This window comes from Polyangium mundeleinium (assembly GCF_028369105.1).
Taxonomy (GTDB): domain Bacteria; phylum Myxococcota_A; class Polyangia; order Polyangiales; family Polyangiaceae; genus Polyangium; species Polyangium mundeleinium.
Window position 1 is genome coordinate 12947391 of the sequence record NZ_JAQNDO010000001.1, and the last position, 14602, is coordinate 12961992.

Genomic DNA, 14602 nt, shown 5'->3' on the forward strand with positions numbered 1-14602 from the left:
TCACCAGCTCGCCTTGATCACGCCCGGCAGCTCGCCTCGGAGCGCGAACGTACGAAGACAGATGCGGCAGAGCTCGAAATCGCGGTAGTAAGCCCGCGAACGGCCGCACACCTTGCAACGGTTCCGGTGCCGCACGGCGAACTTGGGCGGCCGGTTCAGCTTGGCGAATTCTTTTGCACGGGCCATCGAACGTTCCTCAATGCCTGAACGGGATCCCAAGCTCCGTGAGAAGTTGGCGTCCTTGGGCTTTTCGCCCTTGCCCTTGCCCTTTTCTTCCTTCTTGTCCGCCATGGCTCAGCCTGCCGCGATCACGGCGCCGCTCTTCGCGGTGCGCTGCTTCTTGCCATCGACGACCGTAGACTTCACCCGCGTGGGCTTGCCCGTCGTCGGATCCACCGGCATCACTTTGGAGGCATAAAGCGGCGCCTCCTTCGTGATCTTGCCGCCTTGCTGGTTGCGCGGCGTCGGGCGCTGGTGACGCGTCACCACGTTGATCCCCTCGACGACGACCTTGTCGTCGTCCGCGAGGACCTTCGTCACGCGACCCTGCTTGCCCTTGTCCTTGCCGCTGATGACCTGCACGAGGTCACCGACTCGGAGCCGTCGCATCAGAGCACCTCCGGCGCGAGCGAGATGATCTTCATGAACTTCTTTGCGCGGAGCTCGCGAGCCACCGGCCCGAAGATACGGGTCCCGATCGGCTCCTTCTCCTTGTTGATGAGCACCGCGCTGTTGGTGTCGAACTTGATGTAGCTGCCGTCCGAACGCTGATACTCACGCGCCGTGCGCACCACGACCGCCCGCGCCGTATCGCCCTTCTTCACCTTGGTGCCCGGCATGGCTTCTTTGATGGACACGACGATCACATCGCCGAGCCCCGCGTACTTGCGACGCGAGCCACCGAGAACCTTGATGCACTTGACGACACGAGCGCCGGAGTTGTCAGCCACCTCGAGATGCGTCGTGACCTGGATCATGGCCTACTCCTCCACCGGGCGGGAAATGAGCTTCGTCACGATCCAGCGCTTCTCGCGCGAGATCGGGCGGTGCTCCTGGATCTCCACGCGGTCACCGACCTTGTACTCGTTCTTCTCGTCGTGCGCCTTGTAGCGCTCGCGAGCCCGGACGTACTTCTTGTAGACCGGATCCGGCGAGTTGCGCACAACCTCGACCACGACGGTCTTGTCGCACTTGTTGCTCTTCACGCGCCCGACGAGCTTGCGGCGGAAGCCGTGCGGCTTCGCGGTCGTCTCGGCTTGAGCCTGCCCGGCGGCGGTCGCGTTCGCCTCGTTCGTTGCCATGGCTCTACTTGTTCCCTTCCGCCGCTGCCGACTCGCTGGCACGCTGCTGGAGGATCGTCTTGACCCGGGCGAAATCGCGGCGCGCCTTGCGGATCGCCGACGTGTCGTTCAGCCGGTTCGTGAAGTTCTTGAACTTGGCGTCGAACACCTCACGGCCGAGATTCTTCTCGAGCTCCTGCAGGTGCTCCGTCGTGCGTTCGCGCAGATCCTTCGCCTTCATCTCGAATACCTCACACGATCCCGCGAGCGATGAACTTGCACGCCATCGGGAGCTTGTGCCCGGCGAGGCGAAACGCCTCACGCGCCATCTCCTCGGGCACGCCCGAGATCTCGTACATGACGCGGCCCGGCCGCACCGCCGCGGCCCACTCCTCCGGCGCACCCTTTCCGCCACCCATGCGGACCTCGAGCGGCTTCTTCGTCACCGGTCGGTCCGGGAAGATGCGGATCCAGAGCTTGCCCGCGCGTTTGCAGTGCCGCTGAATCGCCATACGCGCAGCCTCGATCTGGCGAGACGTGATGCGCGCGGGCTCGAGCGCCTGCAGACCGAAATCACCGAAGGACACGTCGCTTCCCGTGGTCGCAACCCCGCGAATGCGGCCCTTCTGCATCTTGCGGAACTTCGTTCGCTTGGGAGACAGCATCGGTCTGTCCTACTGAATCCGGCGCGATTTGCGCTGGAGAACTTCACCCTTGAAGATCCACACCTTCACGCCGATGATGCCGACCTTCGTCCTCGCCTCGGCGAGGCCGAACTCGATGTCGGCGCGCAGCGTGTGGAGCGGAACCCGACCCTCGCGGTACGTCTCGACACGGCTCATCTCGCTGCCGCCGAGCCGGCCCGCGCACCGAACGCGGATGCCCTTCGCGCCGAACTTCATCGCCGTCGCCACGGCCTTCTTCATGGCGCGGCGGAACGCGATGCGGCGCTCGAGCTGCGTCGCGATGTTCTCCGCGACGAGCTGCGCATTCGTCTCCGCCTTCCGGACCTCCTGGACGTCGATGAAGACCTCGTTGTCCGTGAAGGAGGCGACGCCCGGGAACACCGTCTCACCCTTGGTCGCGGTGCCGACGTTGCCGCCCTTCAGCGTCTCGATGCCCTTGCCGCCCTTGCCGATCACCATCCCCGGACGCGCCGTGTAGACGATGACCTTGGCCCGGTTCGCGGCGCGCTCGATCTCCACGCTCGCGATGTTCGCGTTGTAGAGGTACTGCTTGATCGCCCGCTTGATGCGGATGTCCTCGTGGAGCCACTTCTGGTACGCGTTACCGTCCTCGTACCATTTGCTACTCCACGTCTTGATGACGCCGACGCGGAAGCCGTACGGATGGGTCTTCTGTCCCATGGAAGCCGTGTTCCTTTACTTGCGCTCGCTGAGCTCGATCACGATGTGAGAGACGCCCTTCACGACTTTCGTCGCGCGCCCCATCGCACGGGGGCGCCAGCGGCGATTGAACTTGTTCGGGCCCTTGTCGACCGTGGCCTTGCTGATGAACAAAGCGTCGACGTCGGCGCCACCCTGGCGGGCGTTCGCCACCGCGCTCTCGATGACCTTCTTGATCACCGGCGCGCCCGACTTCTCCGGAACTGGAGCAGCTGGATCGCATCCGCTGCATCGCGTCCGCGGACCAGGTCCGCAATCATGCGCGCCTTTCGCGGAGAAATCCGCGAAAACATCGCACTGGCCTTGCTTAGCATCCGAGAAACCTCGCAGACAGGGGGCCGGTTCGGCCCAGGGCGCCCGGTCGTTGGCCAACCCGGTCGACGAGCTTGCGCCTGTCGGACCGAGCCCTGCCGTCGTACGTTCCGGATCATCAGCCCGACGTCTTGCGACGAGAGACCCTCTTCGCGTCACCGGGGGGTGTCCCACGGCGGCCGAGGAGGCGAGCTGCGACCGAAGCGCCGTTACGGCTTCGGGAGAGACGAACGCCATAGGCGATCGCCCCCAGGAAAACGGAGCGCGGTGTCTAGCAAAGCCCCACGACGCTTGCAAGCCAGATCCGCAGAAAATCTGCGCGCTCCACCGTCCGTGAGGGATCCGGCTGAACGGATCTGCCGCGATCGCTGAACGGACGTACGGAGCACGGGTCGGTTTTGAAGGATCCGTCGGGCCGCTCGTACTACGCTCTCACTTCTTGAAATCGTCCGCGCCGGAGGGTCCCCGGGCCCTCGGCGCCTCCCACCTTCGGAGGACTCGGAACATGCAGTCTCGCGCTACGTTTGCCTTTGTTCTTACTTCCCTCGCGGTCGCGGCCTTCACCAGCGGCTGCGTCATCGTCTCGGACAACACCCCCACCGGCGGCAGCGGCGGCGACGGCGGCGCGGGGGTCGGCGGCAACGGCGGCAGCGGCGGCGTCGGCGGCCAGGGCGGCGAGGCCGGCGCGGGCGTGGGCGGCGGCGGCGGCAGCGGCGGCGACGGCGGCAGCGGCGGCTCCTGCGTCGGCCCGGACGACGCCACCAGCGACGTCGCAGCCTGCGACGCCATGAACATCACGCCCAAGCCGAAAGGCCCCGCGGCGTCCTGCCAGGGCGTCGACGCGAACGGCAACCCCATCTCGTACGACCCCCCCGGCTACGGCACCTGCAAGCGTGGCTTCGAGATCTACACGCGGGGCGCGGCGGGCGTCCTCGAAGACTGCCTCTCGGGCATCGGCGTCGAGCCCGCGAACGCCTGCGACGACCAGCAGGTCGCCGACTGCGTCGGGAAGATGTACTCCGCAGCCTGTCCGTCGGCCGACGCGGCCCTCGCCTGCCAGACGATCGCCACGGATCTCTGCATCAACGGCGAGATCTTCGACACCCAGGGCTGCCAGCTCGAAACGAACCCCTTCAATAGCGCGGCGCTCCAGGAGCTCGCGAACTGCATCACGGACAGCGCCGAGCCCGACTGCAACAAGGCGTACGACGGCTGCTTCGCGCTCGTCACGAGCTACTGATCCGCCCGCATCGCGCGCCCGGCGCGGACCATCGTCCCGGGCGCGCCGCCCCTTCGGCGCTCGCGCCTCGCCCCCCTCCGTCCCTGCGTCATTCCCCCGGATCGCGAGTTCTCCCACGATGGCAGCCGTTCGTTTGGGCGGCTGCAGCTCGCGTTGGACCTCGTCCGAGTTGAGCCGCACGCGGAAATCTGAGACGATACTCCGGAAGTCGCTTCGGCCCGCTTGATTCGGAGCGGCACTCCCGGCAGGCGCGTGTTCCGGATCCGACATGAGCGGCGGGTGCTCCACGTGGCCGCACCACCGCTGGTTTCGGGCGGCGCCGCGCCGGCGCGTTGCTCCCGGAGGTTTTGCTGATGGCTCGTACCCTTCTCTTTTCCAGCTCGCTGCTCCTGCTCGCGGGCGCCCTCGGCCTCGCGTCATGCGCGGACGACACACCGGGTGGCGCGGGTGGTACCGGCGCGACCGGCGGCACGGGCGGCGCAGGTGCGACCGGCGGGATCGGCGGCACAGGCGGCGGCACCGGCGGGATCGGCGGCACAGGCGGCGGCACGGGCGGCACCGGTGGCGTCGGTGGCGTTGGGGGAACCGGCGGCGTCGGCGGCGTCGGGGGAACCGGCGGCGAAGGTGGCGTCGGCGGTGCCGGTGGGATCGGCGGCGCTGGCGGCGCTGGCGGCGTGGGTGGCGTCGGCGGTGCCGGTGGTGCTGGTGGTGCCGGCGGCCAGGGCGGCGATCCGATGGCCGAGGACAAGGACGGCGATGGCTGGACGGTCGGCAACGGCGATTGCTGCGACTCTGACGTCAAGTGCGACAAGCCGGCGAGCGTGAACCCCGGCGCGTTCGAGTACCCCGGCAACGGCTTCGATGACGACTGCGATCCTTCGACGAAGGACGACGTCGCTGCGGCCGACTGCACGGATCCGCCGCTGCAAACGCCGACGAGCACGCTCGAGCTCGTGAAGGCGATGGATCTCTGCCAGTTCACGACGGAGAATCCGCCGCTCCCGCAGAGGAAGTGGGGCGTGATCTCGAGCCACCTCCTGCTCGCCGACGGGACGAACGCGGTCGTGCCGAAGGACGTGCAGGTCGGCGTACTCGCGAACTACGGCCCCAACGTGCTGCCGAAGAGGGGCGCGTCGATGGCCGCGCTCTCGACGGGCACGGCGCGCGACGAGGGCGACCCGGGCTTCATCCATCCGCAAAACGGGCCGAACGCCGACGTCCAGAAGGGTAACTACAAGGCGAACACCGTCTGCCCGATCCCGGCCGCCTACCTCGCGGCGAACGGCGGCAAGGTCCCCTCGCCCGCGGAGTGCCCGGCGTGCATGGGCGAGGACTGCACGAAGGCGTTCGACTCGGTCAACTTCAAGATGCGCATCCGCGTGCCGACGAACGCGAAGTCGTTCTCGTATCGGCTGAAGAGCTACACCGCGGAGTACCCCGAATATAGCTGCGGCCAGTTCAACGACTTCTTCCTCGCGCTCCTGAAGAGCAACTGGACGCCCGGTCCGGGCCAGGATCCGCCCCCCGCCGATCGCAACATCGCGAAGGATTCGACCGGCAAGACGATCACGGTCAACAACGCGTTCTACGACGTCTGCTTCCCTTCGCCCATCGCGCCGCCGGATGCGTGCTCGTCGGGCACGCTCGAGCTCATCGGCACGGGCATGGGCGGCTGGAACAGCGATTACAAGGATGGCGGCGGCACGGTGTGGCTCGTGAACGAGGCACCCGTCCTGCCCGGCGAGATCATGGAGATCGAGTTCATCATCGCCGACGCCGGCGACTCGAACGTCGATTCGACGGTGCTCCTCGACTACTTCCGGTGGGGCCTCGAGCCCACCGGGTTCGGCGTCCACAAGTGATCTGCTACGCGCCGCGATCTGCGGGGGATGCGGCGCGTGGCCTCGTGCTTCGGATGGTGCGGGCTCGGCCCGTTCGTGGTTTTACGGTGAGGTATTCGAAATGATGAAGCGTACGAGGCGGAACGACATGCGCCTTTCGCTATCGACCCTGCTTGTCCCTGCGCTCGTCGCATACGCGGCTGCGGCTGGTTGCAGCGCGAAGGTTGGCGGAGGAGCAGGCGGTTCGGCGGGCGCGTCGAACGTGAGCGACGGCGGAAGCGGCGGCACGGGTGGTGCAGCCGGCACCGGTGGCATGGGCGGTACGGGCGGCGACGGCGGGATGGGCGGCGACGGCGGGACGGGCGCTGGGCCCACGGGTTGCGTGGTCGACGGCGATTGCGCGAACGATCCCAACGGCACGATCTGCGACCCGGCCACGGGCACGTGCGTCGAGTGCATTCCGAGCGGCGACCCCTTGGTCGATGACTGCGGCCTCGGGCAGCGCTGCAACCCGACGTCGATGAAGTGCCAGGTCGGCTGCACGCACAAAGGGGATTGCCTCGGCTCGCAGGTCTGCGACCCGATGAAGAACCTGTGCAGCGAGGGCTGCATCGTCGACACCGACTGCTTCCCGGGCTCGATCTGCATCTCGAAGACCTGCATCCCCGGCTGCTCCGCGACCCAGCCTTGCCAGGCCGGCTTTAGCTGCTGCGGTTCGAGCTGCTACGACTTCGCGACGGACGAGGCCAACTGCGGCTTCTGCAACAACGCCTGCTCGCTCGCGTGGACCATCGATGCCTCGACGACCCCACCGACCATGGGCGGCCCGCCGAACGGCGTCGCGGTCTGCGACAACGGCATCTGCGGGCTCAGCGCATGCAAGCCCGGCTTCTCCGACTGCAACCAGGACCCGAACGACGGCTGCGAGTGGAACGTGCTGCAGGACGGCCCGTGCGCTTGCGTGCCTGGCCAGACGCAGTCGTGCTACCAGGGCTTGCAGGGCACGCTCGGCGTCGGGCCGTGCAAGGCCGGCACGCAGACGTGCAAGGAAGACGGCACGGGCTGGGGCTCTTGCGTCGGCCAGGTGCTCCCGAAGTACGAGATCTGCGCGAACCTCATCGACGACGACTGCAACGGCGAGGCCGACGACTCCACCGGTGACTACGACGGCGACGGCTACAGCTCGTGCGGCGGCGGCGACTGCTGCGACTTCCTGAGCCCCGGCTGCCCGAACCCGAGGGCCGTCAACCCCGGCGCCTTCGAGTTCGCCGGCGATGGCGTGGACAACGACTGCGACCCGACGACGCCCGACACCGAGGCGCCGCCCTGCAGCTCGACGGCGAAGTTCGCTGCGGTCACGGCCGAGGACGTGGCGAAGGCCATGGAGCTCTGCCAGTTCGTGCCGGAGAACCCGCCGGCGGGGCAGTTCAAGAAGTGGGGCGTGCTCGGCACGAAGCTCGTCTTCGCCGATGGCTCCACGCCGACCGCGGCGCAGCAGCTGGTCTTGTCGGACAAGTCGAGCGCCATCCTGACGGGGTACGGCACGGTCGTGACGCCGCGGAAGGGCCTCACGATGGCCGGCCTCTCCAGCGGCGTCATGCGGGACCAGGACGACGCGGGATACGCGGGCACGAGCACGAGCCACGGCATCAGCGGCAGCCCGCCGGCCGCGTTCCTCCTGGCGAACGCCGGCAAGCTGCCGTCGTCGCAGGGCTGCAGCGGCAGTTGCGCGGCGGGCTCGGGCGCGAACGACTCGGTCAACGTGAGGCTCGACATCCGCGTGCCCACGAACGCGAAGTCGTTCGAGTACCAGTTCCGGTTCTTCTCCTCGGAGTACCAGAGCTGGCAGTGCTCGTCGTACAACGACTTCTTCATCGCGCTGCTCCAGTCGGGCGCCATGGGCTTGCCGCTCGACAAGAACATCGCGAAGGACGGGGGAAACAACCCCGTCAGCGTCAACAACGGCCTCTTCCAGGTGTGCGTCGCCAAGGGCTGCAACACGTGCCCCTCGGGCGCGGGCGAGCTCGCGGGCACCGGCCTGCAGATCAGCAACGTGGGCGGCGGGACGGATTGGCTCTTCAACAGCGCCTCCGTCGTGCCCGGCGAGAAGATCACGCTCGAGCTCATGATCTTCGACGTGACCGACACCATCCTCGACTCGCTCGTCCTGCTCGACAACTTCCGATGGAACGCGGCCGATCTCGGCACCGGCATCCACGAGTGATCTCCTGAGCCCGTCGCCGCGAGGGCGCCTCCTCCCGAGCGCGCCCTCGCGGACAAACCCGTCCGTGGTCCAACCATTGGACCTCCAAAGACCGACTTTCCAAAAAGCTTCCAGCCCGTTGTCAAGCGCCGAAAGCGCGGGAAGACGATCCCGCCCGCGGGCGTTGGCATTTTCTCCATTGCGTCCCGCCGCGTCCGCAGGCATCTTCGAAGCGCGTGGCAGTAAAGGCGGACGACGCAGACTGGGGATCGCCCAGCCCTTCCGGGCAGCCCTTGCGATCCAGCCTCCGCGCGCCTCGCGCCGCACGGCACCTTTCCAGCCTCGTCGTGATGGCCGTCCTCGCCTCCGCGGCCGTGGGGTGTGCTGCCCCGGGCGGGCTCTCGCAGCTCCACGCCGTGAAGGAGCCGAGCGCGAACTCCCGCGTCGCGTCGTTGGTCTCCGCCCACCCGCCCGCGCCCGTCGCGCCTGCCGAGCGGCCCATCGCGGTCCGTTCCACCGAGGCGCGTGTCGTCACGGTCGAGACGCGCCTCGCCGCGGCCGCGTGGCGCTCCTTCGCCGAGGACGTCGACAGCGACATCCTCGCGAACACCGCGCGCTGCCCGATGGAGATGGCGCTCGTCGACGGCCGCGTCTGCGTCGATCGCTGGGAGGCTTCGCTCGTCGAGCGTCGCCCGAGCGGCGAGGTGCGCGCGTGGTCGCCGTTCTACCCCGTGGACGGGCATGAAGCGGTGGTGCGCGCGGTGTCCCGGCCGGGCGTGATCCCGCAAGGCTACATCAGCGGCGAGCAAGCGCTGCGCGCCTGCCAGGCCTCGGGCAAGCGGCTCTGCGCGGCCGACGAGTGGGAGCGTGCCTGCCGCGGCCCGAACCGCACCCGCTTCCCCTACGGCGACGAGCGCAAGAGCCGCGTCTGCAACGACGACATCCGCGGCGTGCACCCTGTCGTCGAGGTGGCCTTGCGCCTTGGCATCCCCGACGAACGTCGCTGGACCGAGGGGATGAACCAGCCGCTCATCAACCAGCTCCCGGACTCGCTCTTCGAGACCGGCATGCGCGCCGAGTGCACGAACGAGTACGGCGTCTTCGACATGGTCGGCAACCTGCACGAGTGGATCGAGGATCGCGACGGCACGTTCCGCGGCGGCTTTTACATGGACACGTCGTTGAACGGCGAGGGCTGCTCGTACCAGACCACCGCGCACGACTTCCGCTACCACGATTACTCCACGGGCTTCCGCTGCTGCATGGATCCCGATCGAGTCGAGTGAGATGTTTCGAACGACGATGGGCCCCTGGTCCCCGACGGCCTACGCGCTCACGCTCGCGCTGTCGCTCCTCCCGAGCTGCTCCAAGAAAAAAGAAGAGGCCCCGATCGCGCCGCCGGCGCCTCCGCGTGGGGCTGCCTCGCTCGATCAGCTCTCCACCGGCCTCGGCACCGCCAAGGGCCTCGACGCCAGCCTCGCGCCGCCGTCGATGAATTTCGATCACGTGCTCGTGCTCGACGACAAGCGGGCCATCCTGGCCGGCGGCGTCCCTGGCAGCGTGGCGATCGCGCTCATGACCGTGGACGCGGGCAAGACGTGGAAGGCCTTCCGCACGGACCGCGAGACCTGGTCGAGTTACGCCTTCGGGACCGACGGCATGTTCGCGCTCGCCCTCGGCCCGAAGGAGACGACCGCGGAGGCGCCCCCGGCCTTCGGCAAGAAGGCGCCCCCGCCGCCGCCCTTCCAGTTCTTCTTCGCGGGGCTCGACGCGCCCTCGTTCGGCACGGCGACGATGGTCGACCAGCCGCCGCTCGCGCGAAAGCCCGACCCGAAGCAGCCGCTCCCCAAGCCGCGGCTCGCGCTGCTCGACAAGGAGACGGCGTCGATCGTCGTCGAGCCCACCGCCAAGAAGTTCGTCGCGCGGTATGTCACGCCGCCCGGCACCGACGCGCCGGCCGAGGTCGTGTTGCCCAAGCTCGAGACCTTCGCCACGGGGCCCGTCGGAAGGCCTCCGCGGCTCTTCTCCGTGAAGGGACGGGAGCTGCTCTCACGCAAGTGGCCAGCGCCCGGAGAGCCCATCGGGGAGCCCGAGTACGTGGCTGCGGTGAAAACGACGACGACGCTCGTGAGCGAGCTCTCCGCGTCCTCGGCGTGCGACGTCGGTTCGATGTCGTACCAGGCGATCACGCAACCGCCGACGAAGCAGAATCCGAACAAGAACTACTACCTCGTGGTGACGCCCGATCGGCTCACGCTGGTCCCGCGTCCGGTCGAGGCGCTCGCCGGCGCGGCTATCGGGTGTAGCGACACGAAGTTCGTCGTCGAGGCGCCGGATGCCGACAAGCAGAGCATAACGCTCTTGTTGTGTGATCTGGAAGGCAAGTGCACGACCCCACCGCGCCCCGTATTTAAGCCGTGGATCGAGAAACACGAGCGGGAGATCGTCGCGGTGCCGACGTCGACGGGCGCGGCCGCTGTGATGAGCGCGCAGGCCGGTGAGCGCTGGGGCCTCTACTACGCGCAGTCGACGGACGGCGGGAAGTTTTACGAGCGCGCGCGCATCATCGGCGAAGGGACCGGCGCGCGCGGGCGTGTCGACTTCGGCGCGCTCGTTTCGTTCGGGAAGCGCACGTTGCTCATCGTATCCGCCGATGTAACGGGTACTTCGAGGCGCGGCTTCTACGTGCTCGTATCCGACGACGACGGCGCGACGTGGAACCCGCCGTAAAAACGTTCGTCGCACGATTCCCGCGCCTGCATCCCCTCGTCCCTCACGCGACGCCGTTTGAAGATGAAACGCGCGCAGGCGTGTATCGTTCAAAATTGAAAGGTTCGACCGTTATGGGTCTGTAAAAAGGCGTCGAAAGCGTGACGCCCGCGTCGTTTTTGGCGACGTGCATAACGACGAGCGCGTGTCCGCGCAGTGCGGCATGGCGCGCATCCCACGGGCTCGCTGGCCGGGTTCGTCCGAGCAAGCGGCGGCATGGAAGCGGGCTCGGTCCGGAAGGACATACCATCTGCGCGAGCGATCGCGTTTTGCCCGACACACGTTTGCCCGCCGCGCTGGGTTTGGCCGCCGACCACCAATCGAACGGGCGGCGCGATCCAGCGCGAAAAACGTTTTGGACGTCGCGGCCTCCGGGGGGCGACGCGTCATTCGGGCGTCACCGCGGGTTCGCCATAACGATCGATCGTGGGCAGCCGCTCCGGTCGAGCAGAGCCGGAGAGCGCGTGATGTCGGCGACGTCGTTTTGACTTCGTCCGGACGACCGATCGACCCTTCGAAACGACCGCGCGGCCCGAATCGACGGCGGGGAGTCAATCTCCACCGCCTCCGCGTCGGGCCGCCACGTTGCTAGCAGGACGTCGATAAAGTTGCTTCGCGCCCTGCTGGCAGGTTGTTGATCAGTCGCGACTCACTTCGCCGCGGGGGCCGCCGCGGGGGACGCCGCGCCACGCTTACGCGTGACCTTCGCCGCAGGGGCCGCCTTCTTCGCGGGGGCGCCGGCCGTCGAGGGGCCGCTCGCCGTCTTGCGCGCGTTCAGGCTCGCCTGCTCCGCCGTCTTGAGGTCGGCCGCATAACGGGCGAAACGACGATCACCACCCTGGAAGATGCGCTTCGCGAGCTTCAGCTCCTTGAGCGCCGCCGCCGCCCGCGTCTGCGGAATGCCGGCCTGGCGGGCCACGTCGCTCGCGCTCACGCCGTTCGACGCCTTCACGATGCGCTCCACCGAATTGAGGACCTCTTGCCGCTCCGCGGAGAGGGCCGCCGTCTTCTTCGGACGGCCGGGCTTGCGCTTCGCGGGCGCCGCCGGAGCCGCCGCGCGGCCACGCTTCGCGGGAGCGGGGGCTTCCGGCACAACCGCGAGCGCCTGCGGCACGCGCGCCGGACGACCGCGACCCCGGGTCGCAGCCGCAGCCACGAGCGGAGCCGCCGCCGGAGCGGAGGCAACAGCCTGGCCGAGTTTATCCTTGACCAGTGCGAGAATCGCCGAGTCGGGCATCTTCCGCACAAGTTCCACAATCTGCTGCTCGAAAGCGTCGGTTGCCATGTCTTCTCCCTCGCCGAATCCCGCTCGGCGGATGGTTACGACTATGCCTTTAGAGACGTGCGGGTCAAGCGAATAAAGTGGCAGGAAGGTCCTTTCGTTCATTTTTTGGTTCGGCGCGCGCGAGCTTCCCAGGTTTTGCCTCCACCGCCGCCCGGTAGCGCCGGACGTTTACCGGACCGACCGACCGCTCGAAATCCCGCGCGATGCTTGCATTGTCCAGTCAGGCCCTCTCGTTTGGCGCGCGGGCTGCCAGTCGATCCTGGCTTTGCGACCCGGGCTTTGCCGTGCGTGCTGCCGTGTCTTCCCGGATTGGGGGAGGGGCTCTCCCTAAAGACCGGCCCCGACGTCCCCTCATTGCTGCACCTGCACTACGCAGCCCATGCCCGGCGGTGGCACCGGGATAGCCACGAGGTCGACCTCGATCCCTTCGTCGTTCGACGAGGCATGCCTTGCGACGCGTCCGTGACGATTTGGGTCCGGCTCGCGCGCGTGCCCACGCCCGAGGCCCGAGCGGCGATAGCGGCGCGCCTGGCGCCTGTGATGCCAAGAGGTTCGCTGCAAAGCCGCGGCAGGTTGCGCCACGAAACCGACGAGGAGCAGGCGCCCGGGACTTCGGGCCTCCGCCGCGGCTCGTTCTCGGCTCTATAATATAAGGAGAGGAGGCGCGCCGAGGCAGCCTTCCGGCCGTGCGGCGACGGCCCTCACGAAGCAAGCCGGCGCGCGAGCAACGTTGTCCTCTTTTCGAGGAGCCCGGCTCCGCCGAAGTCGCGATGGTGCGACGATCGAGATGAAGAGGAGATGTCGACGAGATGTAGAGAGATGAAGAGGCGCGCGTATCGACGCGGGAGCGCCCCCCGAGGGAGGGCGCGTCGATGTCACTCCGGATCGATGCGGTACAGCTTGCCGGGTGTCCCGCCCTGGCTGTTGTCCACGATGACGTAGAGCTCGCCGGCAGTGTCCTCGCCGAACGAAGTGATGCCCGCGCTCAGCGCCGTGCTTTCGAGATCGGCCGTGATCTCCCCTTCGGCGATGACGTTGCCCTTCGACCACGCGAGCGTGTAGAAGCGCTTCGAGCAATAGTCGGCGTAGAGGTACGTCCCGACGAGCCCCGGCATCTTCGCCCCGCGGTAGACGTATCCGCCCGTCACCGAGCAGTCGCCGAAGGGGCTTGCATGGAGGTACTCCGTGACCGGCAAGGTGAGGCCCGTCTTGTCGCAGTTGGCTGCCGGGTCGTAGCAGTACGTGCCTTCCATGGTGTTCCAGCCATAGTTCTTGTTGCCTTCACCCACCGGCTCGACGTTGATTTCTTCGACCACGTTCTGGCCGACGTCGGCGATGTAGAGATCGCCGGTGCATCGATCGAAGCTGAAGCGCCAGGGGTTGCGCATGCCCCAGTCCCAGATGTCTTTGTCGCCGTCCGGGAGGTTTCCCGGCGGCGCCGTCGGGTACTTATCGACATCGATGCGGAGGATCTTGCCGAGCTTGGCGTTGATGTCCTGCCCGTTGTCGTCCGGATCGCCGCCGCCACCGCCGTCGCCCGTGCCCACGTAGAGGTAACCGTCGGGCCCGAACGCGAGCATGCCGCCGTTGTGGTTGCTGTAGCCCGGGTGCGGGATGGTGAGAATCACCTTGCCCGAACCCTGGACCGCCACGTCGGGCGAGGCGCCGCGCGCGTACTCGGCGATGGCGATCGCGCCGTTCGGGTTCGCCTTCTGCGTGTAGTAGACGAAGAATCGGCCATTCTGGGCGTAGTCCGGATGGAACGCGAGGCCGAGCAAGCCGCGCTCATTGGCCTGCCCCTCGACGATCGCGCTGATGTCGAGGAAGGGCTCCTGCACGAGATTGCCGCCGTTCACGATGCGGATGCGGCCCGGCTTCTCCAGCAAGAAGAGGCGGCTGGTATCGCCCGGCGCGCCCGTCACGTAGGTGGGGCGGTCGAGGCCCGTCACGAGCTCGGTGAGCTTTAGCTTGGGCAAGGGCTCAGCCGTGCCGGGCGCGCATACCTGCATGCCGCCGCCGTTGCCGCCCGCGCCGCCCATGCCGCCGTCGCCGCCCATGCCGCCCATACCGCCCATTCCGCCGGCCGCGCCCGCGCCCCCGTCACCGCCGGTGCCGCCCGTGCCTCCGCTGCCGCCCTTGCCGTCGTCGCCGCAGCCGACGGCCGACAGCGCGGTGGTGGCCGCGCCGACAAAGAAGAGAAATGCAAACCTGGTCCCGTTCGACTTCAAGAAATCCATGTCCGCAACGTACGCGGATCTACCCGTGA

General features: G+C 67.8%; 14 protein-coding genes and 1 pseudogene. 5 read left to right on the forward strand and 10 right to left on the reverse strand.

Annotated features, from left to right (window positions below):
• From POL67_RS54595 to rplV, 8 genes and pseudogenes are all read right to left on the reverse strand, one after another.
• Positions 1-291: a type Z 30S ribosomal protein S14 gene (locus POL67_RS54595; RefSeq protein ID WP_506333371.1), complete on the reverse strand. Its 291-nt coding sequence runs from the start codon at positions 289-291 to the stop codon at positions 1-3.
• Positions 292-294: 3 nt separating this feature from the next.
• Positions 295-609, reverse strand: a complete 315-nt coding sequence (gene rplX / locus POL67_RS51295) for a 50S ribosomal protein L24 (protein ID WP_271930136.1) — start codon at positions 607-609, stop codon at positions 295-297.
• Positions 609-977: a 50S ribosomal protein L14 gene (gene rplN, locus POL67_RS51300; RefSeq protein WP_271930139.1), complete on the reverse strand. Its 369-nt coding sequence runs from the start codon at positions 975-977 to the stop codon at positions 609-611. Before rplN ends, rplX begins: the two co-directional genes overlap by 1 nt.
• Positions 978-980: 3 nt before the next feature.
• A complete protein-coding gene (rpsQ, locus tag POL67_RS51305) occupies positions 981-1301 on the reverse strand; it encodes a 30S ribosomal protein S17 (protein ID WP_271930142.1) in 321 nt (106 codons plus the stop codon).
• Positions 1302-1305: 4 nt separating this feature from the next.
• Positions 1306-1521 carry a 50S ribosomal protein L29 gene (gene rpmC / locus POL67_RS51310; protein ID WP_271930145.1) on the reverse strand — a complete coding sequence of 72 codons (216 nt, stop codon included), beginning with the start codon at positions 1519-1521 and terminating at the stop codon, positions 1306-1308.
• Between the two features lie 10 nt (positions 1522-1531).
• Complete coding sequence (gene rplP, locus POL67_RS51315; protein WP_136935252.1) at positions 1532-1945, reverse strand: 50S ribosomal protein L16; 414 nt, start codon at positions 1943-1945, stop codon at positions 1532-1534.
• A 9-nt stretch (positions 1946-1954) separates the two neighbouring features.
• Positions 1955-2647 (reverse strand): 30S ribosomal protein S3, encoded by a 693-nt coding sequence (gene rpsC, locus POL67_RS51320; RefSeq protein WP_136935251.1) that lies wholly within the window; start codon positions 2645-2647, stop codon positions 1955-1957.
• Positions 2648-2662: 15 nt separating this feature from the next.
• Positions 2663-3000, reverse strand: a pseudogene (rplV, locus tag POL67_RS51325) (50S ribosomal protein L22).
• 503 nt (positions 3001-3503) lie between these two features.
• Here rplV and POL67_RS51330 point away from each other — a divergent pair.
• The 5 genes from POL67_RS51330 to POL67_RS51350 all read left to right on the forward strand — a co-directional run bounded on the left by POL67_RS51330 (position 3504) and on the right by POL67_RS51350 (position 11012).
• Positions 3504-4238, forward strand: a complete 735-nt coding sequence (locus tag POL67_RS51330) for a hypothetical protein (RefSeq protein ID WP_271930150.1) — start codon at positions 3504-3506, stop codon at positions 4236-4238.
• A gap of 353 nt (positions 4239-4591) precedes the next feature.
• On the forward strand, positions 4592-6100 hold the full coding sequence (locus POL67_RS51335) for a choice-of-anchor L domain-containing protein (RefSeq protein WP_271930154.1): 1509 nt from the start codon (positions 4592-4594) through the stop codon (positions 6098-6100).
• Positions 6101-6227: 127 nt separating this feature from the next.
• Positions 6228-8303 carry a choice-of-anchor L domain-containing protein gene (locus POL67_RS51340; RefSeq protein ID WP_271930157.1) on the forward strand — a complete coding sequence of 692 codons (2076 nt, stop codon included), beginning with the start codon at positions 6228-6230 and terminating at the stop codon, positions 8301-8303.
• Positions 8304-8632: 329 nt separating this feature from the next.
• Positions 8633-9568, forward strand: a complete 936-nt coding sequence (locus POL67_RS51345) for an SUMF1/EgtB/PvdO family nonheme iron enzyme (RefSeq protein WP_271930160.1) — start codon at positions 8633-8635, stop codon at positions 9566-9568.
• A 1-nt stretch (position 9569) separates the two neighbouring features.
• Entirely contained in the window at positions 9570-11012 is a 1443-nt protein-coding gene (locus POL67_RS51350; RefSeq protein ID WP_271930162.1) for a sialidase family protein, read from the forward strand.
• 688 nt (positions 11013-11700) lie between these two features.
• Here POL67_RS51350 and POL67_RS51355 read toward each other — a convergent pair.
• Both POL67_RS51355 and POL67_RS51360 read right to left on the reverse strand, forming a co-directional pair.
• Entirely contained in the window at positions 11701-12336 is a 636-nt protein-coding gene (locus POL67_RS51355; protein ID WP_271930164.1) for a hypothetical protein, read from the reverse strand.
• An 875-nt stretch (positions 12337-13211) separates the two neighbouring features.
• Positions 13212-14573 carry a PQQ-dependent sugar dehydrogenase gene (locus POL67_RS51360; RefSeq protein WP_271930166.1) on the reverse strand — a complete coding sequence of 454 codons (1362 nt, stop codon included), beginning with the start codon at positions 14571-14573 and terminating at the stop codon, positions 13212-13214.
• Between the last annotated feature and the right edge of the window lie 29 nt (positions 14574-14602).